The sequence below is a fragment of the Caulobacter sp. FG121 genome, assembly GCF_057809815.1.
This window is the reverse complement of the sequence record NZ_JBMDKR010000001.1, coordinates 419,325-442,890: the sequence shown is the minus strand read 5'-3', so window position 1 is coordinate 442,890 and position 23,566 is coordinate 419,325. Positions and strand designations below refer to the sequence as shown.

Here is a 23,566-nt window from a genome sequence, read left to right as displayed (position 1 = left end):
CCTAGAAGCCCAGCACGCGGGCGTAGCGGTCGCGGTGGTAGCTCGCGCCGCCGAACAGCTGCTCGGCCACGCGGGCGCGCTTGAGATAGAGGCCGGCGTCATGGACGTCGGTCATGCCGATGCCGCCGTGCATCTGGACCATCTCGTTGGTCACCAGGTGGGCGAGGTCGCTTGCCTTGGCCTTGGCGAGCGAGGCGGCGGCGCGGTTATCGGTCGCCCCGGCGTCGATCTGCTCCAGCGCCGCTTCCACGCAGGAACGGGTGGTTTCCAGATCGGTGAACATCTTCGCCGCGCGGTGCTGCAGGCTCTGGAAGGTGCCGATGACCTGGCCAAACTGGGTGCGCGTCTTCAGATAGTCGAGGGTGATCTCGAAGGCCTGCAGGGCGCTGCCGAGCATCTCGGCGGCGATCCCGATGCGGGCGCGGTCGAGCACAGGCTCGAGGATCGCCCAGCCCTTGCCGACCTCGCCGAGCACCTCGCCCTTCGCTCCGGAGAAGCTGATTTCCGCCGCGCCGCGACTGTCGGCCAGGGCCAGGTGGTTGCGGGTCACGCCGGCCGCGCCGCCCTCGACGAGGAACAGGGTGATGCCGTCGGTGTCGCCCGGCTTGCCGCCGGTCCTGGCGGCGACGATCAGCAGGTCCGCCGCATCGCCGTCGACGACGAAGGTCTTCTTGCCCGTCAGGCTCCAGCCGTCGCCCGCCTTCTCCGCCTTCAGGGCGGTCATTTCCGGCGCATGGTGCGCCTTCTCATCCACGGCCAGAGCGGTGACCACTTCGCCGGCGGCGATCTTCGGCAGCCAGGCCGTCTTCTGCGCGTCCGTGCCACCCAGCGTCAGGGCCGAGGCGCCGATCAGGGCGGTGGAGAGGAGCGGGGAGGCGACCAGCGTACGGCCGGTCTCTTCGAGGATCAGGCCGAGGCCGAGGTAGCCGAAGTTCGAGCCGTCGTAGTCCTCGGGCACGATGACGCCGGCCCAGCCCATCTGGCCCATCTCGGCCCAGGCGGCCGGGTCGAAGCTCTGGTGCGTCCCGCTGTCGCGCAGCGCGCGCAGCTTGGTCACCGGCGAGGACTCCTGCGTCCAGCTCTTGGCCGCGTCGCGCAGCATGGTCTGTTCTTCGTTCAGGACGGCCATCAGAAGTTCCTCGCGGTCTCGATCAGGTTGCGTGCTTCGTGGTTCGACACGCGCGTCGCGCTGCTCACCATGACGTTCACTTGGGGGTTGCTCGGATGGACGTCATCCTGAGCAGGCCGCGCAGCGGCCGTGTCGAAGGACGAAGGACGCAGGCTCATGCCGACGCCTTCTCGTGATGGACCGCCCAGGCCAGCGCCTGTTCCAGACGGTCGTTGCCCCAGAAGAGCTCGCCGTCGGCGGTGATGAAACTGGGTGAGCCGAAGACGCCGCGCGCCTTGGCCTGGTTCACATGGTCTTTCAGCCGCGCCTTGACGGCGTCAGACCCGGCGGCCTCAAGCGCCGCGTCGGGCGACCCGCCGGCCTCGGCGATCAGGGGCGCGAGGACCTCGGGACTGGAGATGTCCAGATCGGCGACGAAGTTGGCCTCATAGACCTTGCGGCTGAAGTCCGGAGTCCAGCCGTCGTCCAGACCGGCGATGGCGATCCGCGCCGCCAGCAGGCTGTTGCGGGGAAACTGCGACGGATGGTTCAATGGTAAACCTTCCTCCGCGCAGACCCGTTCCATGTCTCGCCACATGTACTGTCCCTTGACCGGGAAGGCGTTGAACGGGCTGTCGGTGAGGCCCTGCTGGGCATGGAACAGCGGCCCGAGCAGAAACGGCCGCCACTCGACCCGCACGCCCGCCGCCTCGGCCATCCGCTCCACGCGCATGGCCGCCGGGTAGGAGTAGGTCGAGGCGAACTCGTACCAGAACTCGATCATCACTGATGGTCCAGCAGTCCGAGCACCCGCTTGGCGACGACATTGAGGTTGATCTCGCTGGTGCCGCCTTCGATGGAGTTGGCCTTGGCCCGCAGCATCGAGCGCATCGCGCCGATCTCGCCGGCCGAGAACTGTTCGCCGTCCCAGCCCAGCCCCTGCAGACCGAGCGCCTCGACGGTCAGCTCGGTGCGCTCCTGGTTCAGCTTGGCGGCGGCGTATTTGATGATCGAGGTGGCGGCGCTGGGGCCCTTGCTGGCCTTGGCCTCCTGCTCGGCGCGGCGGATGGTCAGGGCGAAGGCCGCCGCGTCCATCTTGTGCGCGCTGATCCTGTTGCGCAGGTCGCCGTCGGCGATGCGGCCCTCGGCGTCGAGGCCGACATGCTCCTTGGCCGCATCGACCACGTCGATGCCCGCCCCGCCGCCGAAGCCGCCGGCCGAGATGTTCTGGCGCTCATACTGCAGCAGGCGTTTGGCGATTTCCCAGCCGCCATTGAGCTTGCCCACGAGGTGATCCTTGGGGACCTTCACGTCGGTGAAGAAGGTCTCGCAGAACGGCGAGTAGCCGCTGATCAGCTTGATCGGCCGGGTCTCGACGCCCTCGGTGGTCATGTCGAACAGCACGAAGCTGATGCCCTCGTGCTTTTTCGATGTGTCGGTGCGCACGAGGCAGAAGATCCAGTCGGCCTGGTCGGCGTAGCTGGTCCAGACTTTCTGGCCGTTGATCAGGAAGTGGTCGCCCTTGTCCTCGCAGCGGGTCTGAAGGCCGGCCAGGTCAGAGCCGGCGCCCGGCTCGGAATAGCCCTGGCACCAGCGGATCTCGCCCTTGACGATGCCGGGCAGGAACTTCTGCTTCTGCTCTTCGGTGGCGTATTCCAGCAGCACCGGGCCCAGCATCCAGATGCCGAAGCTCATCAGGGCCGGGCGGGCCTTGATGCGGCGCAGTTCGGCTTCCAGCACCTTGTTCTGCTCGCGGCTCAGGCCGCCGCCGCCGTATTCCGTCGGCCACATCGGCGCGGTCCAGCACTTGGCGGCCATGCGGTCGAGCCAGAGCTTGGCGTCCTTGTTCTTCGGATTGAACCGGCGGCCGCCCCAGGGCGCCTCGGTCTCGTCGTCCATGGGCGCGTTCAGCGAGGGCGGGTAGTTCGCCGCCAGCCAGTCGCGGACCTCCGCGCGGAACGCCTCAAGTTCGCCGCCGCCAAAGTCAGCCATGGCCGTCTCCCTCAGATTGCTGTTTGGCGGCAACTTACCGCGCGCCGCGCCCGGGGCAAGCCGGTTCAAACAGCCGTTCGACTCTTCGCGCATCTTGCCGCGCGCGGACAGCTGCCTGGCACGCTATATCAGGCGCGGTGACGGGCGTTGGGAATCGCATGCGACTTTACGGCGAACTGAAACCGGCGCTCCTGGCGGCCGCCCCGACGCTGGCTGCCATCGCCGCGGCGGCGTCCGGCGCGATGCTGCTGGCCTCCGGCGCCACGCCCTCGGACCCGTCCCGCCTGGTCGAACTGCTCAAGGTCACGCCGACGGTGCTGATCGAGATCAGCCACTTCCTGTCCTCGATCTTCGGTCTGGTGCTGATCCTGCTGGCCTTCGGCTTGCGGGCCCGGCTCGACGCGGCCTGGACGGCCAGCATGGTGGTCCTGCTGGCCGCCGCCTTTCTGGCGCCGTTCAAGGGCTTCAACTGGGAAGAGGGGGCGGTGCTGATCGGCTGCTTCTTCGTCATCCTTCCGCTGCACAACGCCTTCCCGCGCGCAGCGAGCCTGTCGCGGATGGAGGTGACGCCGGGCTGGCTGGCCTCCGCCGCGGCGGCTGTCGGCGGCGCGGCGCTGCTGGGCTGGTGGTCGTTCGCCCATGCCGACTACGCCGGAGAGCCGATCTGGCGGGTGATGGGCGACCAGGACCTGACCCGCGCCATCCGGGCGACCGGGGGCGCTGCGCTGTTCCTGCTGATGTTCGGCGTCTGGCGCCTGTTCGCCATGCCGGCGACGCCGCCGGTGGCCGGGGATGACGATCCGGACTTCCAGCGGGTTCGCGCAATCCTGAAGACCGCGGAATGGGCCCAGCCCGATTCAAATCTGGCCCTGCTCGGCGACAAGCGCTTCCTGTTCTCGCCGTCGGGCGAGACCTTCCTGATGTTCGGCGTGCGCGGCCGGTCCTGGATCGCCATGGATGGCCCCGTCGGCCGCGCCTCCGAGCGCATGGAGCTGCTGTGGCGCTTTCGGGAGCTGGCGGACGCGCACGCGGCCCGTCCGGCGCTCTACGGCATCGGACCGGAAGACCTGCCCGACGCGGTCGAGCTCGGATTCTCCATCCAGAAGATCGGCGAGGCTGCGGCCGTTCCCCTCGACGGCTTTTCGCTGGCCGGGCGCCGCCGCGAGGTGCTGCGCCGCAACTGGCGCAAGGCCGGCGAAAGCGGCGCCACGTTCGAGGTCATTCCCCCCGAGGGCGTTCCGGAGCGTCTGGAGGCCCTCAAGGCCATATCCGATGAATGGCTGGCGATGCACGCCGGCGGCGAGAAGTCCTTCTCGCTCGGCGGATTCGTGCCGCGCTATGTCGCCGAATTTCCGGTCGCCATCGTTCGGTCGGGCGGCCAGATCGTCGCCTTCGCCACGCTCTGGCCCACCGCCTCGCGCAAGGCGCTGTCGATGGACCTGATGCGCTACAACGACCAGGCGCCCAAGAACGTCATGGACTTCCTGTTCGTAGAGCTCTTCGAGTGGGGTCGAATGCAGGGCTACCAGGCGTTCGACTTCGGCGCCGCGCCGCTGGCCGGACTGGAAGATCGCCCCCTGGCCCCGATCATGTCCCGGGTCGGCAGGCTGCTGTTTGAACGGGGCGAGGAAATCTACAATTTTCGGGGCGTCCGCCGTTACAAGGACAAGTACGATCCGCTCTGGCAGCCGCGCTACATCGCCTCGCCGCACAAGTGGCAGATCCCCATGCTGCTGGCGGATGTCGGGCTGCTGTCGTCCGGCGGCATGGCGGGCCTGACCCGCCGTTCGAAGAAGACGGGTGAGAGCTAGCGGTCCTGCCGCAGCCCGAACAGGCTGGCGAGATGAACCAGCAGCACCAGCACCACGGCGGCGGATGTGACCATGATCATCCGCCAGGGCATCATCCGCGGACCCTTGATCAGGTTCGGCGGCAGGCTCCCGCGCCAGCCGCTGAACGCGGTAAGGCCGATGAACACGGCGGCGGCGGCGAGGGTGGTGGAAACGTCCATCCGGGGCCAGATGGCGGCCCAATGTCGCGAACGCAAGCTTCGTCCACAGCTATTCGCGCCGCACACCAGATTTAGCGTTAACCTCGCGTTTACACACAATCTCTGGCTGGTTAGCGTCCTCTATGAGTGCCGGAGACACGATTCGAATGACGTCGGGGGCGCCTTGGAGCGTGAAAGGGATCGATCCCAAGGCGCGGGAGATCGCAAAGGATCTCGCGCGGCGGTCCGGCATGACGCTCGGCGAGTGGCTCAACCGCATGATCGTCGACGGCGACGCGATCGAGCCCTCTGATATTACAGAAGAATACGACGTGCACCCCGGCCCGGGATTCGACGCCCAGCCGGAGCCGATTGTCGTGGGCGGATCGCGCCGTGACGCGCCGCGCCGCTATGAAGTCGCCGGCCATCCCGCCGACGAGGTCGGTCGGGTGGCTGAAGCCATCGAGCGGCTGACGGCCCGCATCGAGGCTGCCGAACAACGCTCGACCCTCGCCATCACCGGCATCGACCAGTCCGTACGCGGGGCCCTGTCGCGCCTGGAGGGCGCCGAACGGGAACAGGTCGCCGTCGCCGCGCGGTTCGAAGGCGCGCTTGATGAGCTGAACACCCGCTACGGCGGCGTGGGCGAGCGGCTGCGTCGGATCGAGATGGAGTCGACGGGGCCGCGTTCGGCGGAGGCCCTGCGCGCCATCGAAGGCATGCTCGGCAAGGTCGCCGGTCAGGTCTACGAAGGTGAATCCCGAACGCGTGAAACCCTTGCCGCCATCGAGGCGCGCATCGCCTCGGTCGAAGCGGCGCCGGCGGCGATCGTCTCGTCCGTGGATACCACCCAACTGGCGGAGGTGGTCATGGCGCGGGTCGATGAAGCCGAGTCGCGTACGACCGACGCCCTGCGCGATCTCGGCGCTTCGTTCGTCGCGCTCGATCGCCGGCTGAAGACGGTTGAGAGCGGCGCCGGCAATGGCGGCGCGCGCCTGGAGACCCTTGCGGCGGAATTGACCCGAAAGATGGAAGCGACGCGCACCGAACTGGCCGAAGGTCTTCGGGCGGCCTCGGAAGGCCGTTTTGACCGCATGGAACGCAACCTCTCCGAAATGGCCTCGCACATCCAGGCCGCGGAGACCCGCTCGACCCAGGCCATCGAGCGAATGGGGCGTGAGGTGGTCAATATGGCTGACAGTCTTAGCCGCCGGGTCCAGACCGTGGAAAATCATGGCGCCGACGCGATCGAGCAGATCGGCGGCGAGGTGGCCCGCATCGCCACCGTGGTCGAACAGAAGCTCAACCGCGCCGATGGTGTTCAGGCCCAGGCGCTGGAAAAGCTCGGCAGCGAGATCGCTCGCATCACCGAACGTCTGGCCGAGCGGATCGCCAACTCCGAGCGCCGCGGGGCCTTGGCCATCGACGAGGTCGGTGAACAGGTGGCCCGTGTCACCGAACGCATCAACCAGCGCCAGGAGCGCTCGTCGGCCGATCTGGCCGAGCGCATCCGCCAGAGCGAGGAACGCACCGCCCGCCTGCTGGACGAGGCGCGCGAGAAGATCGACCAGAGCCTGAACGCCTCGCACCGGCGTCTGGCGGAACAGGTCGCCCAGGGCCCGGTGGCGCCGATCGCCACCCCGACGCCGCTTCAGCGCCGCGTCGAGATTCCGCGCGAGCCGTTCGGCGACCCTTTCACCGCCGATCCCTTCGAAGCGCCGGGGCGGACCATTCCGGAAGAGGCGTTCGCGCCCCAGGCCCTGACGCGTCCAGACGCCGCCCCGCCGCTCACGGAGCCCGAACCCTTCCCGGTCGCCGAACGCGGCCCGCCCGCCTTCTCCGAGGAGGACTACGAAGCAGCCGACGGCTTCGCGCCGATCTCCGAAGACGTCGAGATTCCGGAGGCGCCGGTGTTCCCGGAGTCGCCGGAGGTGTCGCCGTTTGACGCCGATGAACCCGCCCGGCCGCGGACGACGCGCGAAGTGCTTGAACAGGCCCGTAACGCCGCGCGGCTGGCCAATTCGCCAGAAGCCCGGCCTGTCGCGACCGAGAAGCGCGGCCTGTTCGGCGCCGGCAAGCCGAAGCGCCGCGCCGGTTCGTCGCTGCAGTCGGCCCTCGTGCTGGCCGCCGGCGCCGCGACCCTGTCGACCATGGCCGCCTATGGCGTGATCAAGTTCGGCGGTCACGGCGAGGGCTCTGTCGCCGGCCGCGTCGCCGAGGCGCTGCAGATCCGTCGCGCGGACGAACAGGGGGAGATCAAGACGGCCGAGGCCGATACGACTCCCGTCTTGCCGTCCACGCCGCGCGTGGCGGTTGCCGTCTCCCCGCAGGGCGTTGGCCCCTCGACCACGGACGCCCCCGCGCTGGCGGGCGCCCCGACCTCCACGCCGGTGACCACGCCGGTCGAAAGCCCGGCCTCCCTCTATGCCGACGCCATTCGCCGGATCGACGCGCGTGACCTGACCGGCGTGGCGACCCTCAAGCGCGCTGCCAATCTCGGCTACGCCCAGGCCCAGTTCTACCTCGCCAAGCTGTACGAAAACGGCGAGGCCGGCCTCCGCAAGGATCCGGTCGAGGCGCGCCGCTGGACCGAACGGGCCGCCCTGGGCGGCGATCGCAAGGCCATGCACAACCTCGGCCTCTATTTCTTCGAAGGCCAGGGCGGGACCAAGAACACCACCACGGCCGCCCAGTGGTTCCGGAAGGCCGCTGACCTCGGCCTGTCGGACAGCCAGTACAATCTCGGCCGCCTCTACGAGGAAGGCTACGGCGTCTCCCAGAACGCTGCGGAAGCCTACAAGTGGTATCTGATCGCCGCACGGGCCGGAGACTCCGAGGCCCGGTCCAGCGCCGCGCGCGTCGCCAAGGACCTGTCGCCGCCGGCGATCGCCGCGGCCGAGCGGTCGGCCCAGGGGTTCCGCGCGGCAAGCCCGACGGCGACGCCGGCCAGCGCGGCGGTCCAGGCCGCTGTCGGCGGGACGTCAAGCGACGTGACCGCCGCCCAGCGGGCGCTTTCGACCCTTGGCTTCTATCGCGGTCCGCAGGATGGCGTGCCGTCGCAGGGGCTGAAGGGCGCCATCGCCGCCTTCCAGCGTGAGCAGGGCATCCCCCCGACGGGTACGCTCGACGCCGCGACGATGCAGAAGCTGTCGACCTACGCCCGATAATGCGCGGCGTTCGCGCCGGCGGTTTTTCCGGTCGCATGGCGCCCCGGGAGGGGCATAGTTAGGCCGTGGACCTCTACCTTCCCATCGCCGAGATGTCGGTCAACGCGCCACTGCTGATCGCGCTTGGGGCGCTGGTCGGCTTCATCTCGGGCCTGTTCGGCATCGGCGGCGGGTTCCTGATGACGCCCGTTCTGGTGTTCATGGGCATCCCGCCGGCGGTGGCCGTGGCCAGCCTGGCCAACCATGTCGCCGCTTCATCCTTCTCGAGCGTCACCGCCTACAGCCGCCGGCGGATGGTCGATTTCCGCATGGGCGGCGTTCTGGCCGCGGGCGGCGTCGCCGGCGCCTTCATTGGCGTCGAGGTGTTCCGGGTTTTGCGCCTGCTCGGACAGGCGGACCTCGTCGTGGCGGTGTCCTATCTGGTGTTCCTGGGCGTGATCGGGGCCTTGATGCTATGGGAGTCGCTCGGCGCGGTCCTGCGCAGCCGCCGGGGCGAGCCGCCGCCGCCACGCCGCGACCGCCGCCCGATCCTGCTGTACGCCCTGCCGTGGAAGATACGGTTCCCCAAGTCCCGCCTGTACATCAGCGTGATCCCGCCGATCGTGCTGGGCCTGTTCGTCGGCATCCTGTCGGCGATCATGGGCGTCGGCGGCGGCTTCGTCCTCGTCCCGGCGATGGTCTATCTGCTGCGCATGCCGGCCAATGTCGTGGTCGGCACCAGTCTGTTCCAGATCGTCATCACCACGGTGCTGACCAGCGTGCTGCAGGCCGGACGCAACCAGACCGTCGATGTGGTGCTGGCGACCTTGCTGCTGATCGGCGGGGTGCTGGGCGCCCAGCTTGGCGCCAGGGCCTCCGCGCGATTCCGGGCCGAAGAGCTGCGCGCCCTGCTGGCCCTGGTCGTGCTGCTGGTCGGCTTGCGCATGGGCCTTGGCCTGTTCATTCAGCCCGCCGACCCGTTCGTGCTGGTGGCGGGGGTCGGATGATGCCCGTCGCCGCGCCGCCGCCTGTTCTATCCGCAACGATCTCGGCGACGCTGACCGAGACGGATGTGCGCGTCACATCGGGGTTCCGGGGGGCGAGGATCTCGGTTTACGGCGCGGTCTTCAATCCGGGCGGACGGCCCAGCGACGTCGTGGTTGTGGTCAAGGGCCCGGTCCAGCCGGTGCGTATCGCCCGCAAGGTCCGCGTCGCCGGCGTCTGGCTCAACAGCCGGCCTGTCGTGTTCGAGGGCGCGCCGGGCTTCTACCGGGCGGCCTCGACCCGGCCTCTGGGCGACATCGCCCGGTTTGGGCAACTGCGAAAGCTGGGCCTCGGCCTCGATCACCTGGCCATCGCGGCCCCGGCCGAGCGGCGCATCGAGACCCGCTACGGCGTCCGCGACATGGTCGTGAACACCCTCGGCCCCGACTACTACGCCTGGCGCGCCGCGGTGGTGCGATTGAAGCAGACGGCGGGCCTCTACAGCGCTGACGCCGACGGCGTCACCTTCGTCGACCGTGGACTGTTCCTCGCCCAGGTCGTTCTGCCCGCCGAGGCGCCGATTGGTCAGTACACGGCGCGCGTGATCCTGTTTCAGGGGGGACACCCCGTCTCCGACCGCACCTTGCCGCTCAAGGTGGAAAAGGTCGGGCTTGAGAGGGCGCTTTACCTTTTCGCGCACCTGCATCCGTGGTCGTATGGCATTGTTTCGGCGCTCATTGCCCTGGGCGCCGGCTGGGCGGCCTCGCGGGCGTTTCGCAGGAGTTGACGGGGATGAGGCAGGCGAGCGCGCGGGTGCCCGCGTCGGCGTGGACGCTCGGGATCATCAGCCTGACGCCGTTCTATGTCACTTCGGCCATCTACTGTTACGGCCCTCACCGCTTCGGCGCCCTGGCGCTGCTGGCGCTCGGAACCTGGTCGACAGCCATGCTGGCCTACCTCGGCGGCATCCGCGCCGGCCTGGAGCTGGCCAGCGATCACCCGCCGCGCTGGTGGAGCATGTCGCTGTCGCTGCTGACGCCGATCGCGGGGTTCGGCCTGCTGTACGGCGCCCTGGCCCACCGCTTCGACGCGGTCTGGGAGGTGTCGGGCTTCCTCATCGCCTTCCTGCTGGTCTGGGTCTGGGATGTCCGCGACATCGAGGGCCCCGCCTGGCGACCGCGCTATCGCACCCTGATCACCGCCGGCGCCGCCATCGCCCTGGCGTTTGCGCTGGAACAGGCGATGAGCATGTAGAGCCCCGGCGGGGTCAATCCCCGACCAGCGACGCCCAGCCGATCGCGTGCACCTTGCCCGCCCCCAACGCCGCGGCGAGCGGCCGGCTCGCAAACATCCCGGCGAAGGCCTCATCCTTCACGTTCAGTCCGCCGGCATAGGCTCCGAAGGCCGGCAGGATGACCCGGGTCCCGTCGGTCAGGAAACAGCGCCGCCGCACGCGTCCGCCGCGCCCGGCGACCTTCGCGGCGGGATGAAGATGTCCGGACGCCTCGCCCGGCTGGCAGCCTGCCCGAGGCTCGTGCCGCAGGCGAAGACCCCCCAGATCCATCTCGTCGACGATCTCGCCCGGCAGGGCGCGCGGGCCGTCGGCATCATGGTTGCCGACAATCCAGATTAACCGCCGCGCATCGGCCAGCGCCGCCAGACGTACGGCGTCAACACGGTCCAGCCGATCCTCGGCCGACCCGTCGTGGAAGCTGTCGCCGAGGAAGATCAGCAGATCAGGCGCTGTGGCCGCGACCTCGCGCTCCAGCCGGTCGAGCGTCTCGCGCGTGTCGTAGGGTGGCAGCAGCTGGCCGCGCCGGGCGTAGGCCGAGCCCTTCTCGAAATGCAGGTCCGCGACGATCAGCGCCCGATGATCCGGCAGCCACAGCGCGCCGGTGGCGCGCAACACCGCAGCCTCGCCGTTGATCGCGATCGCCAGCCCGCCGCAGGGCGAGGCGTGGAACATCGGCGGGAAGGCGACGGGGGCGTTCATCCCATGGCCTCGGCGATCAGGGCCTCGGCCGCTTCGGCCAGCATCATCTCGCTGGCGCCGCCCGGCGCGCGTTCGCGGCCCAGTTCCATGAACATCGGCACAGCGAACGGCGAGACATGCTCGAGCTTCACATGCCGGATATGACCCTTGATCCGCGCCAGCATCTGGCTGACCCGGCCGATCTCGACCAGGTTGGTCGCCGCATCCGACCGCGCGCAGCGCAGCAGCAGATGGTCGGGCTGGTGCCGGCGCAGCACGTCGTAGATCAGGTCGGTCGAGAAGGTCACCTGCCGCCCGGACTTCTCGGCCCCCGGCATCCTCCGCTCGATCAGGCCGGAGATCAGGGCGCAGCCCTTGAACGCGCGCTTCATCATGAAGCTCTCGTCCAGCCAGGCCTCGAGATCGTCGCCCAGCATGTCCTCCTCGAACAGGGCGTCGAGATCGAGCCCGTCCATGGGCCGCAGCGACCAGATGGCCATCGAATAGTCATTGCAGACGAAACCCAGCGGCCCGATGCCTAGCCGGTCCAGCCGGCGCGTGAGCAGCATGGCGAGAGTCGTGTGCGCGTGGCGACCATCGAACGGATAGCAGGTCAGGAAGTGACGCTTTCCTTCCGGAAAGGTCTCGACCAGCATCTGGTCGGGCCGGGGCAAGGCCGAGTGCAGGCGCTGGGCCTCCAGCCATTCCCGCACCTCGTCCGGAAATACGTGCCATTCGGCGTCGTTCGACATCATCCGCCTGACCTTGCCGGCCAGGAAGGTCGAGATGGCGAACTTGCTGCTGCCCCAGCTGGGCATCTTGGGATCGACATGCGGCGCCGGCGTCACCAGCACGTCGACGCCGGTCACCGCCTGCAGCCGCCAGACCTGGCCGCCGAAGATGAAGGTGTCGCCCGGCGACAGCATCTCGAGGAAGCCTTCCTCCATCTCGCCCAGCTTGCGGCCGGGCCGCCCGCCGCGCGCCGCCATCCGTACGCTGAGCATGGCCGGTGCGATGATCGCGCCGATGTTCATCCGGTGCCTGCGGATGGTGTCGGCGTCTCGCGCGACCCACAGCCCGTCGCGGGTCTTCACGATCCGGCGGAAGCGGTCATAGGTCTTCAGGGCGTAGCCGCCGGTCGAGACGAACTCGATGACGCTCTCGAAATCCTCCCAGCTGAGGTCGCGATAGGGCCCGGCCCCGCGCACCTCGTCGTACAGCGCCAACAGGTCGAACGGTCCGGCGCAGGCGCAGCTCATGACGTGCTGGGCCAGCACGTCCAGCGCGCCGGTTCGCGGCGGGTCGCCGTCCAGCGAGTTCTCGGCGATCGCCTCGATGGCCGCCTGGCACTCCAGCACCTCAAACCGGTTGGCAGGCACGAACAGCGCCTTCGACGGCTCGTCCAGTCGGTGGTTGGCCCGGCCGATGCGCTGGACCATCCGCGCGGCGCCCTTGGGCGCGGCGAGCTGGATGACCAGGTCGACGTCGCCCCAGTCGATGCCCAGATCGAGCGTCGAGGTGCAGACCACGGCCTTCAGCTCGCCCCGCGCCATGGCCGCCTCGACCTTGCGCCGCTGCTCGGCCGCCAGACTGCCGTGGTGCAGGGCGATCGGCAGGCTGTCGTCGTTGATCTTCCACAGCTCCTGGAACGCGAACTCGGCCTGGAAGCGGGTGTTGACGAAGATCAGCGTGGTGCGGTGCCGCTTGATGATCTCGTAGACGTCGCCCATCGCGTGCTGCGCCGTATGCCCGGCCCACGGCACCCGCCCGCCAGAGATCAGCACGTCGACGACGGGAGAGGGGCCCGGTGGCCCCCGCACGAGATCGACGCTGTCGGTGTTCCGGCCGAGCCAGTCCCGGATCAGGTCCGGATCATCCACCGTGGCTGACAGCCCGACCCGCCGCATCTTCGGCGCGATCGTCTGCAGCCGGCTCAGGCCGAGAGCCAGCAGATCGCCGCGCTTCGACGGCCACAGCGTGTGGATCTCGTCGATGATCACGCAGCTGAGGTCCTCGAACAGCCCCTGCGCGCCCTCCCAGGCCAGCAGCAGCGCCAGTTGCTCGGGCGTCGTCAGCAGCATGTCCGGCGGCTTCAGCTTCTGGCGCTGCTTTCGCGACACGCCGGTGTCACCGGTGCGGGACTCGGCGACGATGTTCAGGCCCATCTCGCTGATGGGCGCCAGCAGGTTGCGCTCGACATCGACGGCCAGCGCCTTCAGCGGCGACAGGTACAGGGTGTGGATGCCGCGCGGACCATTGGGCGGCGGCCGTTCAGCCAGCTCGATCAGGCTCGGCAGAAAGCCGGCAAGCGTCTTGCCGCCGCCGGTCGGGGCGATCAGCAGGGCGTCGCGGCCCTGCCGGCCCTTCTCGACCATCGCCAGCTGATGCTCGCGCGCGGCCCAGCCGCGGCTGGCGAACCAGTCGGCGAAGCGCGGCGGCAACGGCGGGGAGGCGACGCCGTCCATGGGGTTCAGCCACTGACCGCGTTTGCGAGCAGGCTGATGCCGACGGCGAGAATGGCGGTGTTGTAGAGGTAGGCCGCCATGCCGTGGGCGGTGACCAGGTTGCGCAGCTTCGTGCTGCCGATGGTGTTGTCCGACACCTGGAAGGTCGCGCCGATGGTGAAGGCGACATAGGCGAAGTCGAGGTAGCTGGTCGGCGGCTCGCCCGGGAAGCCGATGCCGGCATTCTGGCTCTCGCCGGTGATCGCGAAATGCCGGTGGGCGTAGTGCGGCACGAACACCGAGTGCATCAGCAGCCAGCCGACGGCCAGGGTCACCCCGACGATGACCGGCGTCAGCGCCTTGTGGTCCTTGTCCGGGTGAAGCAGCGCCATGACGATGCCGCCCAGGCTGGCGATGATCGCCGCGCCGACGACCAACAGGACCACGCCTCCGCCGTCATCCTGCCGCCCCGCGCGGTCGCGGATGTCCTTCTCGCTCGCCGTCAGGAACAGCCGCCACAGCAGGATCAGGTACAGCAGCGCCCCGGCATCCCAGCCCACCAGGACGGGGTGGACCTGCAGCAGCGGGACCGTCGTCGCGGCGAATCCCGCGGTCACCGCGACAGCGAGGGCGGCGACCGGGCGCCAGTGCGCGGCCAGCATCGAGGGTCGGATCGGGGCGGGGGACGTCATTGTCCCGCAACCCATCACTCCGGCGGCCTCGCGTCAATGTTCCCGGTCTGTTTCAGTGACACCGCTTGACGCGCCCGTAATCCTCGCGTTCGAATGGCGAGGGGCTTGAGGGGGTCTTGATGCGCGGTTTCTGGATCATTCTCGCGGCTGTGGCGGTGGTGTCCGGCGCGACGCCGGCGCTGGCGGGCGAGCGGCTCGATGACCGCACGGCCGAAGCGGTCACGCCGGGCGATGTCGTCCGTCTGCAGCGCGCCGCCGCGCGGGGCGACGCCCAGGCGATGTACGATCTGGCCATGGTCTATCGCGATGGCGACGGTGCGGCGAAAGACCTCGAGAAGGCCTTCGCCTGGTTCCGCAAGTCGGCCGTGCGCGGCAACGCCGAGGCGATGAACGAGGTCGGCTGCGCCTATTCCCGGGGTCTCGGCGTGGCCCAGAACTACGTCGCCGCCCTGGCCTGGTTCCGCAAGGCCGCGGACAAGGGCGACGTCATCGCCATGCTCAATGTCGGCGTCGCCTACGACAACGGCGAGGGCATCCCAAGCGACGACGCGGAGGCGGTCCGATGGTACCGCCGCGCGGCCGAGGGCGGTGATCCCACGGCGGCCCTCTATCTGGCCAACATGTACGAGCGCGCCGAGGGCGTGAAGCTCGACTACGCCGAAGCCGCCCGCTGGTATCGCCGCGCGACGGCCTCCGACGACGCCGGCGAACGCGCCCAGGCCGAGGCCGGCCTCGACCGCGTCGACGACGGTCAGCTGCCGATCGCCCCGCCGAGGGATGCGACCTCGCTGACCGCGACCTGAACTCGAACCGGACCGTTCCGTTTTTGTTCAAAGCCCGCTAGACCGGGCGGGTGAACGCGCCGACTCCCGTCCTGGAACTCGCTCCCGCCCTGGTCGTGCTGCCGGGCGCGCGGGCGGCCGTGGCGGACGCGGTCGGGGCGAAGGATCTGCGGCCGCCCTATGCGCGGGAGCTGCTGGAGCACGGGCCGGTGCTGCTCGCTCATGCCGGCATGACGGCCCGGCGCCTCGGCCTGCACGCCCCGGCCCGATCCCGGTCGATCTTCGATGCTCTGGAGCTGTTCGCCTTCGTCCGCCCGGCGAAGTTCACCGCCCCCTCGGCCGCGGGACTGGCGCAGGCGCTGGGTCTGGAAGAGCCCAAGGGCGCCGCCGCCCAGGCGGTCTCCCTGCGTCAGACCTGCGCCCTGTTGCTGGCCGAACTCGGCGCCCAGCCCTGGCCGTCGCGCGAGGAAGCCCTGGCCCTGGCCGAGACGCTGGAGCGCGCCGGCTGGGCCTGGGGTCCGGCCTGCATCGCCGCCCTGCGCGCCGGCGGGCCGATCAATCGCCCCCATCGCGGCTCGGGCCTGGAGGTCTGGAGCCGTATCCCCGAATGGGAGGACCAGGCCCCGGTCGGCGAGCCGGGCACGCGCGCTATCACCCCGGAGGACGCCGAACAGCGCCTCGCGGACCTGCTGCAGCGGGCCGGCCTCGATGAGGTCCGCACCCTGCAGAAGGTGTTCGCCGCCGAGACGGCTTACGCCTTCCAGCCGCGTGAGCGGGAAGGGGAGCCCCGCATGATGCTGGCCGAGGCCGGCACCGGCGTCGGCAAGACGCTCGGCTACCTCGCCCCGGCCTCGGTCTGGGCCGAGACCAACGGCCCCTCCGTCTGGGTCTCGACCTACACCCGCGCCCTGCAGCGCCAGATCGAACGCGAGAGCGCGGCCATCTACCCCGACCCCGAGGTCCGCGCCCGCAAGGCGGTCGTGCGAAAAGGTCGTGAGAACTATCTGTGTTTGCTCAATTTTCACGAGGCTGTTCAAGCAGCCCAGCTGGGCAACGGCGACCTGATCGGGCTCGGCCTCACTGCCCGCTGGGTCCGCGCCAGTCGCGACGGCGACATGACCGGCGGCGACTTCCCGGCCTGGCTGCCGACCCTGTTCGCCGTCGGCGTCGCCCACGCGGCCAGCGCCGGCAACCTGGTCGACCGGCGCGGCGAGTGCGTCCACGCCGGCTGCGTCCACTACCGCTCCTGCTTCATCGAGAAGGCCGTGCGCGGCTCCAAGCGGGCCGACATCGTCATCGCCAACCATGCGCTGGTCATGACCCAGGCGGCCTTCGACGGCGCTCGCACGGCGCGCGGCCTGAAGGGCGACAACGAGACCACCACCCTGCGCCGCATCGTCTTCGACGAGGGTCACCACCTGTTCGACGCGGCCGACAGCGCCTTTTCCACGGCCCTCAGCGGCGCCGAGGCGGCCGAGATGCGCCGCTGGATCCGCGGGCCCGAGGGACGCGGCCGGCGCGGGCGCGGCTTGGAGCAGCGGCTGCTGGAGATCGTCGGCGACCGCGAGGAAGCGCGCCACGCGCTGCAGGACGCCATTCGCGCCGCCGGCGCCCTCCCGGGCGAAGGCTGGTCAGGCCGCATTGCCCCGCCCGACGGCGGCGTCAATCCGCAGGGCCCGGTCGAGGCCTTCCTCGTGGCCGCCATGGAACAGATGCGCGCCCGCGCCAGCCAGAGCGACCAGGGCATGGAATGCGCCGCCCGCCCGGCCACCGACCTGGTCCGTGAGACCGCCGCCGGCGCGACGCGGGCTTTGGCCGCCGTCGAGGCGCCGCTGCTGGCGCTCGCCCGCCACCTCGAAGACGTGCTCGACCAGGACGCCGACGAGCTGCCGACCAGCGACCGCGCCCGCATTGAAGGGGCCCTGCGCGGCCTCGACCGCCGCGCCCGCATGACCCTCCCGGCCTGGCGCTCGATGCTCAAGGCCATCGAGGAGGACGCCGAGGACGACCCCGACTTCGTCGACTGGTTCGACGCCACCTTCCTCTATGGCCGGGTGGTCGACGCCGCCTGCCGCCGCCACTGGGTCGACCCGACCGAGCCGCTGACCGCCGCCGTCATCGCCCCGGCGCACGGCATCCTCGTGACCAGCGCCACCCTGGCCGACAGCACGCTCGCCGACCCCTTCGCGCTCGCCGAAATGCGCACCGGCGCCGCCCGCCTGCCCGAACGGCCCCAGACCCTGCGGCTGGCCTCGCCGTTCGACTACGCAGCCAACAGCCGGGCCTTCGTCGTCACCGATGTCGGCAAGGACGACCCGCGCCAGGTCTCGGCCGCCATGCGCGAACTGTTCCTCGCCGCGGGGGGCGGGGGCCTTGGCCTGTTCACCGCCATCCGCCGGCTGAAGGCCGTGCACGAGCGCATCGCCGCGCCGCTGGCCGACAAGGGTCTGGCCCTCTACGCCCAGCACGTTGACCCGCTGGAGGCCGGCGCCCTGGTCGACATCTTCCGCGCCGAGGAAAACGCCTGCCTGCTCGGCACCGACGCCGTCCGGGACGGCATCGACGTCCCCGGCCGCTCCCTGCGCCTGCTGGTCTTCGACCGCGTGCCCTGGCCCCGGCCCGACATCCTGCACAAGGCCCGCCGCCTGCGCTTCGGTGGCAAGGGCTACGACGACGGCCTGGCCCGCGCCCGCATCGCCCAGGCCTTCGGCCGCCTGATCCGGAGAGCTGACGACAAGGGCGTGTTTGTCATGCTCGACGCGGCGGCGCCGACGCGACTGTTCAGCAGCTTGCCGGAGGGGGTGGAACTGCAGCGCATGGGTCTGGTCGAAGCGATTGAAGCGACAGCGGAATTTTTGAAGGCACCGCAAGATCCCAATTGAAACTCCGCTCATCCTCGCGGAAGCGAGGACCCAGGTTTGCGGCCGGTGCACGCACGGCAGCCGCTGTTCGCCCATCACCACGATGAGCCGCTGCATCGAAAAGCCTTGGGCCCCTCATCCGCGAGGATGAGCGAGGGGAGGCTCAGCAGATCTCCGGATACAGGTCCCGCCATCCGGGATTGGTCTTCTCGATCAGTTCGATCTTCCAGGCCCGGCGCCAGACCTTCATCTGTCGCTCGCGGCGGAAGGCGTCGTCGTGGGTGTCGAAGGCCTCGTACCAGACCAGCCTCTTCACGCCGTAGCGGCAGGTGAACCCCGGTATCAGGCCTTCGCGATGCTCGCCGACCCGGCGCACGAGGCTGTCGGTCGAACCGATATAGAGCGTCCCGTTTCGCCGGCTTGCGAGAATGTAGACATAGAAGGCCATGGGGTTCGGAGGGAGCTTGCCGAAAAAACAATCATAAAGGGTGTTTAGGTAGTTGTCAATCTAGGGAAATTCCCGGCTCGGGGAGCCAGACATCCCTCGAGGTGCGTGCACCGGCAGTAAACCTGGGTCCTCGCTTCCGCGAGGATGAGCGGGGAGAAAGGGGCGGGGGGCGGAGGAGTGAAAGCCGATACCCACAAGTCACCCTCGTCCTGACTCCCCACCGTCTTATTCCTGCAACGCTGCCGGCCTACAGGCGTTGCGGCGGGGCTTGAGTAGCGTAGCGGAGGCGTCCAGTGATCAGCGATATCCCCGGGGAACCCCGGTCATTCCTGCCCCGCCAGACCCCGGCCGCGACCCTCGCCCGAAAAGTCCGCTGGCATGTCGGGCTGTCGCAGCAGGCCTTCGCGGTGACCTTCGGCATCGACCCCGAGCGCCTCGGCTGGATCGAGCGCGGCGAGGTCGAACCCGACCCGGTGCTGGAAGCCTATCTCCGTGTCATCGACCGCGCCCCGCACATGGTGCTGGCGGCGCTGGCCGAACGGCGCGGCTGAACCCCTAGTCCCTGAAGAACGACGCCTGCACGCTGGTCGCCAGCAGCAGGCCGTCATCGCGCCACAGCCGGGCTTCCTGGTCGGCGAACCCGCGATGGAACACGTTGGCGTCGGCCACGCCCAGCACCGGCCGCGCGCCGTTGGCGGTCAGGGCCTCGCCGTCGGTGTGGAAATAGGTCGTCAGGGTGATGGTGCCCATCGGCCCCAGCTTTCCGCGCACCTGGATGATCCGCACGATGAAGGCGTCGCTGAGGGCCGCCAGCGACAGGAAATCCAGAGTCCGTTCGGGCAGGTCGCTCAGCCAGCAGCGGGTCAGGGCGCTGCGTGGGCCGTCCGCGGGCGGCTCTCCGAACTGCGGCGAACCCTCGATGAAGCGGAAGGCGTAGCGCTGGGTCCAGCCGTTGCGCCCGCCCATGAACAGGGGTTCGGCCTCGGAAGCCGGCGGGGCGCCCGGCATCACCGCCGGCCGGTGGGTCCAGGTCTCGGTCCGCCGTCCGCAGACCACCGAGGCGGTGGCGGCGACCTTGCCGTTCTGGACCAGATCGACTGTCCAGTGCTGCACGGTCCGGCCGGTGCGCTTTTCTATCCAGCTGACCTCGAATTCGCCGTCGGCGATGGCGCCGCAGAAGGTCACCGTGAGCGCGATCGGGTCGCCGAGACAGGCCGGATCCTCAAGCACCGCCCGCAACAACGTCGCCGCCGTGGTCCCGCCGAACGGCCCGGCCATGTTGGCGTAGGCCGGATGGGTGCGTCCCGTCGCGCTCCGCTCGCCCGTGGACGTCAGGGTGGTGGCTTCGTCGAGCGGATGGAGGGCGGTCATGGGCGGTCGGATCCTGCGGGCGAGGCAACCATCCCTATCAGCGCCGCCGCTCCGGGCAAGACGGGTTTTCAAAAAAGACCCGCTCAGAGGCGACTATCTGGAAGTCATCGGTCTTGCACGCCGCGCGGCCGACAAGGTCGGCGCGGCGGTAGAGCGGCGCTCCGATGCCTGGTCCAGAGAGGGCGGACGGGACTTCCGGCGTTCCCACTCGTCGTAGTACCCGACCTTCTCGTCGATCAGCACCAGCGCCGATCGCAGGTCGGCGATCCGCTCCTCGACCTGGGCGCGATGTTGCAGCAGCAGCGCGCGTCGATCGCCGAGCGTGCGCCAGCCGGCCACCGACAGGTCGGTCAGCCGGCGCATCTCGGCCACGGTCATCCCCGCCCGACGGAGCCGCTCGAGGAACAGCAGGTGCTCGACGTGGCCGTGTTCGTAGACACGCCGACCGCCGCCATCGCGATCGACGTTCGGGATCAGCCCCTGGCTTTCATACCAGCGGATGGTGTGGACGCTGCGGCCGCAGCGCTTGGCCAGGCCGCCGATGTGAAAGCGTTCGGTCATGGCGTCAGGGGCTCCAGGACGGCTTCGGAGAGAGCGCTGTCGAGATACTCCCTCACCTCGGTCATCTTGCCGTCCTTCATCGTGATCACGAAGCAGTACTGGTTGTTGTAGGCCTTGCCGGATTTCAGCGTCACCGCGCCACGGGCCTCGACAACGACCACGTCGCCATCAGCCAGGATGCGGCTGGCGGTGTTGGTGTAGGTCGTTGCGTACTGTTCGCGCAGCGGCCGGAAAAGGTTGTCGCGGGCGGCCCTCTTGCCGTGATGGACCTGGCTCCAGACGCCGTCGGTCATGGGCCGCCAGACAACATCGTCGGCGAACGCCTCGAAAAAGGGCTGACTGTCGCCGAGGGCGAGCGCGTCCATCACCGCCGAGACGATGGCGCGGTTTTCTTCTGTATGGGACATGGGACTGGTCTCCTGAACTGAACCAGTCACGGAAGAAACCGCCTAGAGGGGACTCTAGGTCAAGAGGTCTTCGCCAACACCCCGACTGGACCTCGCGCCCGACCGCCCTAGCTGGACCTGACGGGGGAATACCGGAGGTCTGATGATGAACCGCGTGCTCCTGCCGCTTGTGGCCGCCCTGCTGCTCGCCCCGCCCGCCGCGCTGGCCTGGGCTCCCACGAGCGAGGCGACCGCGATCCTTCTCGCCGGCAAGCCGTGGGTGTCCGTCACCGTCGACCCTGCCGGCGACGCGGCCCTGATCCGCGCGGCGATCGACATTCCCGCTCCACCGGAAAAGGTCTGGGCGGCGATGATCGACTGCCGCAACGCGCGGGCCATGGTCGCCAACGTCGCCAGCTGCCGGATCCTGTCGCGGGGAACCGGCTGGGACATCCGGGAGCACGTCACCCAGGGCGGGGCGCTGATCCCGACGATCCGCAACGTGTTCCGGTCGGACTATGAACCGTACCGCCGGATCCGGTTTCACCGCGTCGACGGGGATCTCAAGGCTATGAACGGCGAGTGGGGCCTGATCCCGCTGAATGGCGGCCAGGGTACGCGGGTGACCTACGAGAACCACCTGTCCGTCCGCCTCTTCGCTCCGCCGGCCCTGATCCGCGCGGGTCTGCGCAAGGACACGCCAAAGGTGCTGGAGAACCTGCGGCGGATCGTGGCCGGCGGTTAGTGCTTCCCCCTGTCCCGGCCGAAGTTCGGCTCGGCGCTTTCCTGGCCGAGCGCGATGACGCCTCGACGGATGGCGCGCGTGCGGGTGAACAGCTCGTGCAGCTTGTCGGCCTCGCCCCAGCGGATCGCGCGGCTGAGCGCCTGCAGGTCCTCGGTGAACCGACCCAGCACCTCCAGCACCGCGTCCTTGTTGGCCACGAAGATGTCGCGCCACATGGTCGGGTCGCTGGCGGCGATGCGGGTGAAGTCGCGGAAGCCGCCGGCGGAATACTTCATCACCTCGCCCTCGGTGACGCCCTCGAGGTCCGAGGCCGTGCCGACGATGTTGTAGGCGATCAGGTGGGGCAGGTGGCTGGTGATGGCCAGCACCAGGTCATGGTGCGCCGTGTCCATCACCTCGACCTGGGCGCCGCAACCGCGCCAGAAGGCCGACAGCTTCGCGACGGCCTCGGCATAGCCGGACGCCTCGCTGGGCAGCGGGGTCAGGATGGTCCAGCGGCCGTCGAACAGCTCGGCGAAGCCGGCGTCCGGGCCGGAGTGCTCGGTGCCGGCGATCGGATGGCCGGGGATGACGAACACGTTGTCCGGCGCATGCGCCATCAGCGCCTCGGCGACCGTACCCTTGACCGAACCGACGTCGCTGATGATGGCGCCGGGCGCCAGATGGCCGGCGGCGGCCGCCATGGCCTCGCCCATGGCCAGCACGGGCACGGCGAAGATCACCAGGTCCGACCCCGTCACGCCGTCGCCGATGTCGCCGGTCACCCGGTCGGCCAGACCCAGCTCGGTCACCCGCGCCCGCACGAACTCCGACGGGTCGGCAACGACAATCTTGCCGACGAGGCCATGCGCCCGCGCCGCCCGGACAATTGAGGAGCCGATCAGGCCGCAGCCGACGATGGTCAGCTGGTTGAACAACTTGCCGGGCATCAGCGGGCCATGAACGTGGCGAGGGCGTCGACGACGGCGCGGTTGTGCTCTTCCAGGCCGATCGTGATGCGAAGGTGGTCGGGCAGGCCGTAGTTGCTCACGCCGCGGGTCAGATAGCCCTTCGACGCCAGAAACGCTTCGGCCTCGACGGCGGTCCTGCCCGGCGTCGTCGGGAATCCGGCCAGAACGAAGTTGGCCGCCGACGGCGCGATGTCGAGGCCGAGGCCCGACAGTTGCTGCGTCAGCCAGGGCCGCCAAGTCTCGACCAGATCGATCGAGCGCTGCTTGAACGCCTCGTCGCCCAGCGCCGCCACCGCGGCCAGCTGGGCCGGGATGTTGACGTTGAACGGCAGGCGGATGCGGTCGATGGCGGCGGTCATTTCGGCCGGCAGATAGCCCCAGCCCACGCGCAGCGCGGCCAGGCCGTAGATCTTCGAGAAGGTCCGGGTGACGGCGATGTTGCGCTCGTGGCGCGCCAGCTCGAAGTCCTCGCGCTCGCCTTCGCCGGTCTGGAACTCGGCATAGGCGCCGTCGAGCACCAGCACCACCGACGGCGGCAGGGCCTCGTGCAGGCGGCGGATCTCGCTGAACGGGATCCAGGTGCCGGTCGGGTTGGCCGGGTTGGCCACGAACACCAGCCGGGTGCGCTCGTCGACCTGCGCCAGCAGGGCGTCGACGTCGACGTGCAGGTCCTTCTCCGGCGCGTTGCGGATTTCGGCGCCGCAGGCGCGCGCGCCGATGGCCCAGGCGGCGAAGCCGTGTTCGGGCTGGACCATGTTGTCGCCAGGCTCGAGATAGGTCTGGCAGAGCAGCTGGAACACCTCGTCCGAGCCACAGCCGAACAGCAGTCGTTCGGGTTCCAGCGCGTAAGCCGCCGCGATGCCTTCGCGCAGGATGGTCGTGCGGGGGTCGGGATACAGGTTCAGCTTGCCGGCGGCCTCGGCGTAGGCCGCGTGGGCCTTGGGCGAAGAGCCGAGAATGTTCTCGTTGGCCGACAGCTTGATCGGGTGCGCGATGCCCTCGGCCGTCGCCTTGCCGGGCTTGTAGGCCACGATGTCGAGGATGCCCGGCTTGGGCGTGGGGCGGTCGGCTTTGGAACGGTCGGTCGCTTGGGCGGTCATGTCAGAGGTCCGGTTTAAGCGGGCCTCTTACACG

At 69.4% G+C, this 23,566-nt stretch carries 23 protein-coding genes; 9 read left to right on the top strand and 14 right to left on the bottom strand.

The genetic code is table 11. From position 1 onward, the window contains the following. Position 1: 1 nt before the first annotated feature. From ACODSL_RS02360 to ACODSL_RS02345, 4 genes are read right to left on the bottom strand one after another with little or no spacing between them, the layout of a single operon-like run. Positions 2-1,129, bottom strand: a complete 1,128-nt coding sequence (locus tag ACODSL_RS02360; protein ID WP_488899022.1) for an acyl-CoA dehydrogenase family protein — start codon at positions 1,127-1,129, stop codon at positions 2-4. After that, positions 1,129-1,287 (bottom strand): hypothetical protein, encoded by a 159-nt coding sequence (locus tag ACODSL_RS02355; RefSeq protein ID WP_488899021.1) that lies wholly within the window; start codon positions 1,285-1,287, stop codon positions 1,129-1,131. The genes ACODSL_RS02360 and ACODSL_RS02355 overlap by 1 nt, the downstream gene beginning before the upstream one ends. Beyond that, entirely contained in the window at positions 1,284-1,892 is a 609-nt protein-coding gene (locus tag ACODSL_RS02350) for a 2-hydroxychromene-2-carboxylate isomerase (RefSeq protein WP_488899020.1), read from the bottom strand. Before ACODSL_RS02350 ends, ACODSL_RS02355 begins: the two co-directional genes overlap by 4 nt. Next, entirely contained in the window at positions 1,892-3,100 is a 1,209-nt protein-coding gene (locus tag ACODSL_RS02345) for an acyl-CoA dehydrogenase family protein (RefSeq protein WP_488899019.1), read from the bottom strand. Before ACODSL_RS02345 ends, ACODSL_RS02350 begins: the two co-directional genes overlap by 1 nt. 158 nt (positions 3,101-3,258) lie before the next feature. Between ACODSL_RS02345 and ACODSL_RS02340 the strand changes: the two genes are divergently transcribed. Then, on the top strand, positions 3,259-4,911 hold the full coding sequence (locus ACODSL_RS02340; RefSeq protein WP_488899018.1) for a phosphatidylglycerol lysyltransferase domain-containing protein: 1,653 nt from the start codon (positions 3,259-3,261) through the stop codon (positions 4,909-4,911). Here the strand turns inward: ACODSL_RS02340 and ACODSL_RS02335 are convergent. Then, entirely contained in the window at positions 4,908-5,147 is a 240-nt protein-coding gene (locus ACODSL_RS02335; RefSeq protein ID WP_488899017.1) for a hypothetical protein, read from the bottom strand. The genes ACODSL_RS02340 and ACODSL_RS02335 overlap by 4 nt on opposite strands. A gap of 134 nt (positions 5,148-5,281) precedes the next feature. On the opposite strand from ACODSL_RS02335, the gene ACODSL_RS02330 reads away from it, so the two are divergent. The 4 genes from ACODSL_RS02330 (at position 5,282) to ACODSL_RS02315 (ending at position 10,474) form a co-directional block, all read left to right on the top strand. Next, entirely contained in the window at positions 5,282-8,257 is a 2,976-nt protein-coding gene (locus tag ACODSL_RS02330; RefSeq protein ID WP_488899016.1) for a peptidoglycan-binding protein, read from the top strand. A 65-nt stretch (positions 8,258-8,322) separates the two neighbouring features. Next, positions 8,323-9,243 (top strand): sulfite exporter TauE/SafE family protein, encoded by a 921-nt coding sequence (locus ACODSL_RS02325; RefSeq protein WP_488899015.1) that lies wholly within the window; start codon positions 8,323-8,325, stop codon positions 9,241-9,243. After that, positions 9,243-10,007 carry a TIGR02186 family protein gene (locus tag ACODSL_RS02320; RefSeq protein ID WP_488899014.1) on the top strand — a complete coding sequence of 255 codons (765 nt, stop codon included), beginning with the start codon at positions 9,243-9,245 and terminating at the stop codon, positions 10,005-10,007. Before ACODSL_RS02325 ends, ACODSL_RS02320 begins: the two co-directional genes overlap by 1 nt. A 5-nt stretch (positions 10,008-10,012) precedes the next feature. Continuing rightward, complete coding sequence (locus tag ACODSL_RS02315) at positions 10,013-10,474, top strand: DUF3429 domain-containing protein (protein ID WP_488899013.1); 462 nt, start codon at positions 10,013-10,015, stop codon at positions 10,472-10,474. Positions 10,475-10,487: 13 nt separating this feature from the next. On the opposite strand, the gene pdeM is transcribed toward ACODSL_RS02315, so the two are convergent. From pdeM to ACODSL_RS02300, 3 genes are read right to left on the bottom strand one after another with little or no spacing between them, the layout of a single operon-like run. After that, a complete protein-coding gene (pdeM, locus tag ACODSL_RS02310) occupies positions 10,488-11,213 on the bottom strand; it encodes a ligase-associated DNA damage response endonuclease PdeM (RefSeq protein ID WP_488899012.1) in 726 nt (241 codons plus the stop codon). Beyond that, complete coding sequence (locus tag ACODSL_RS02305; protein ID WP_488899011.1) at positions 11,210-13,657, bottom strand: ligase-associated DNA damage response DEXH box helicase; 2,448 nt, start codon at positions 13,655-13,657, stop codon at positions 11,210-11,212. The genes pdeM and ACODSL_RS02305 overlap by 4 nt, the downstream gene beginning before the upstream one ends. A gap of 5 nt (positions 13,658-13,662) precedes the next feature. Then, on the bottom strand, positions 13,663-14,328 hold the full coding sequence (locus ACODSL_RS02300; protein WP_488899010.1) for a DUF1345 domain-containing protein: 666 nt from the start codon (positions 14,326-14,328) through the stop codon (positions 13,663-13,665). A gap of 119 nt (positions 14,329-14,447) precedes the next feature. Here ACODSL_RS02300 and ACODSL_RS02295 point away from each other — a divergent pair, with 119 nt between their 5' ends. Both ACODSL_RS02295 and ACODSL_RS02290 read left to right on the top strand, forming a co-directional pair. Continuing rightward, positions 14,448-15,131: a tetratricopeptide repeat protein gene (locus ACODSL_RS02295; RefSeq protein ID WP_488899009.1), complete on the top strand. Its 684-nt coding sequence runs from the start codon at positions 14,448-14,450 to the stop codon at positions 15,129-15,131. Between the two features lie 50 nt (positions 15,132-15,181). Continuing rightward, the gene (locus ACODSL_RS02290; RefSeq protein WP_488899008.1) at positions 15,182-17,992 is read left to right on the top strand and encodes an ATP-dependent DNA helicase; all 2,811 of its coding nucleotides are present in this window, start codon (positions 15,182-15,184) and stop codon (positions 17,990-17,992) included. A gap of 142 nt (positions 17,993-18,134) precedes the next feature. On the opposite strand, the gene ACODSL_RS02285 is transcribed toward ACODSL_RS02290, so the two are convergent. Continuing rightward, the gene (locus ACODSL_RS02285; protein ID WP_488899007.1) at positions 18,135-18,419 is read right to left on the bottom strand and encodes a GIY-YIG nuclease family protein; all 285 of its coding nucleotides are present in this window, start codon (positions 18,417-18,419) and stop codon (positions 18,135-18,137) included. 293 nt (positions 18,420-18,712) lie between these two features. On the opposite strand from ACODSL_RS02285, the gene ACODSL_RS02280 reads away from it, so the two are divergent. Next, entirely contained in the window at positions 18,713-18,970 is a 258-nt protein-coding gene (locus ACODSL_RS02280; protein ID WP_488899006.1) for a hypothetical protein, read from the top strand. Positions 18,971-18,974: 4 nt separating this feature from the next. Here ACODSL_RS02280 and ACODSL_RS02275 read toward each other — a convergent pair whose 3' ends face one another. The 3 genes from ACODSL_RS02275 to ACODSL_RS02265 all read right to left on the bottom strand — a co-directional run bounded on the left by ACODSL_RS02275 (position 18,975) and on the right by ACODSL_RS02265 (position 20,758). Continuing rightward, entirely contained in the window at positions 18,975-19,790 is an 816-nt protein-coding gene (locus ACODSL_RS02275) for an acyl-CoA thioesterase (protein ID WP_488899005.1), read from the bottom strand. Between the two features lie 93 nt (positions 19,791-19,883). Continuing rightward, positions 19,884-20,351, bottom strand: a complete 468-nt coding sequence (locus tag ACODSL_RS02270) for a MerR family transcriptional regulator (protein WP_488899004.1) — start codon at positions 20,349-20,351, stop codon at positions 19,884-19,886. After that, a complete protein-coding gene (locus ACODSL_RS02265; RefSeq protein ID WP_488899003.1) occupies positions 20,348-20,758 on the bottom strand; it encodes a nuclear transport factor 2 family protein in 411 nt (136 codons plus the stop codon). Before ACODSL_RS02265 ends, ACODSL_RS02270 begins: the two co-directional genes overlap by 4 nt. Before the next feature lie 142 nt (positions 20,759-20,900). On the opposite strand from ACODSL_RS02265, the gene ACODSL_RS02260 reads away from it, so the two are divergent. Further along, positions 20,901-21,482 carry an SRPBCC family protein gene (locus ACODSL_RS02260; RefSeq protein ID WP_488899002.1) on the top strand — a complete coding sequence of 194 codons (582 nt, stop codon included), beginning with the start codon at positions 20,901-20,903 and terminating at the stop codon, positions 21,480-21,482. On the opposite strand, the gene ACODSL_RS02255 is transcribed toward ACODSL_RS02260, so the two are convergent. Together ACODSL_RS02255 and hisC are read right to left on the bottom strand one after the other, a co-directional pair. After that, positions 21,479-22,411, bottom strand: a complete 933-nt coding sequence (locus ACODSL_RS02255; protein ID WP_488899001.1) for a prephenate/arogenate dehydrogenase family protein — start codon at positions 22,409-22,411, stop codon at positions 21,479-21,481. The genes ACODSL_RS02260 and ACODSL_RS02255 overlap by 4 nt on opposite strands. Further along, entirely contained in the window at positions 22,411-23,532 is a 1,122-nt protein-coding gene (hisC, locus tag ACODSL_RS02250; RefSeq protein WP_488899000.1) for a histidinol-phosphate transaminase, read from the bottom strand. Before hisC ends, ACODSL_RS02255 begins: the two co-directional genes overlap by 1 nt. Between the last annotated feature and the right edge of the window lie 34 nt (positions 23,533-23,566).

Bases quoted from the DNA above. Each gene is read 5' to 3' on its own strand.
- pdeM (WP_488899012.1), bottom strand. From the start codon at position 11,213: ATGAACGCCCCCGTCGCCTTCCCGCCGATGTTCCACGCCTCGCCCTGC.
- ACODSL_RS02275 (WP_488899005.1), bottom strand. From the start codon at position 19,790: ATGACCGCCCTCCATCCGCTCGACGAAGCCACCACCCTGACGTCCACG.
- ACODSL_RS02255 (WP_488899001.1), bottom strand. From the start codon at position 22,411: ATGCCCGGCAAGTTGTTCAACCAGCTGACCATCGTCGGCTGCGGCCTG.
- ACODSL_RS02355 (WP_488899021.1), bottom strand. From the start codon at position 1,287: ATGAGCCTGCGTCCTTCGTCCTTCGACACGGCCGCTGCGCGGCCTGCT.
- ACODSL_RS02320 (WP_488899014.1), top strand. From the start codon at position 9,243: ATGCCCGTCGCCGCGCCGCCGCCTGTTCTATCCGCAACGATCTCGGCG.
- ACODSL_RS02305 (WP_488899011.1), bottom strand. From the start codon at position 13,657: ATGGACGGCGTCGCCTCCCCGCCGTTGCCGCCGCGCTTCGCCGACTGG.
- ACODSL_RS02295 (WP_488899009.1), top strand. From the start codon at position 14,448: ATGCGCGGTTTCTGGATCATTCTCGCGGCTGTGGCGGTGGTGTCCGGC.
- ACODSL_RS02300 (WP_488899010.1), bottom strand. From the start codon at position 14,328: ATGACGTCCCCCGCCCCGATCCGACCCTCGATGCTGGCCGCGCACTGG.
- ACODSL_RS02270 (WP_488899004.1), bottom strand. From the start codon at position 20,351: ATGACCGAACGCTTTCACATCGGCGGCCTGGCCAAGCGCTGCGGCCGC.
- ACODSL_RS02315 (WP_488899013.1), top strand. From the start codon at position 10,013: ATGAGGCAGGCGAGCGCGCGGGTGCCCGCGTCGGCGTGGACGCTCGGG.
- ACODSL_RS02340 (WP_488899018.1), top strand. From the start codon at position 3,259: ATGCGACTTTACGGCGAACTGAAACCGGCGCTCCTGGCGGCCGCCCCG.
- ACODSL_RS02260 (WP_488899002.1), top strand. From the start codon at position 20,901: ATGATGAACCGCGTGCTCCTGCCGCTTGTGGCCGCCCTGCTGCTCGCC.
- ACODSL_RS02350 (WP_488899020.1), bottom strand. From the start codon at position 1,892: ATGATCGAGTTCTGGTACGAGTTCGCCTCGACCTACTCCTACCCGGCG.
- ACODSL_RS02285 (WP_488899007.1), bottom strand. From the start codon at position 18,419: ATGGCCTTCTATGTCTACATTCTCGCAAGCCGGCGAAACGGGACGCTC.
- ACODSL_RS02360 (WP_488899022.1), bottom strand. From the start codon at position 1,129: ATGGCCGTCCTGAACGAAGAACAGACCATGCTGCGCGACGCGGCCAAG.
- ACODSL_RS02265 (WP_488899003.1), bottom strand. From the start codon at position 20,758: ATGTCCCATACAGAAGAAAACCGCGCCATCGTCTCGGCGGTGATGGAC.
- ACODSL_RS02345 (WP_488899019.1), bottom strand. From the start codon at position 3,100: ATGGCTGACTTTGGCGGCGGCGAACTTGAGGCGTTCCGCGCGGAGGTC.
- hisC (WP_488899000.1), bottom strand. From the start codon at position 23,532: ATGACCGCCCAAGCGACCGACCGTTCCAAAGCCGACCGCCCCACGCCC.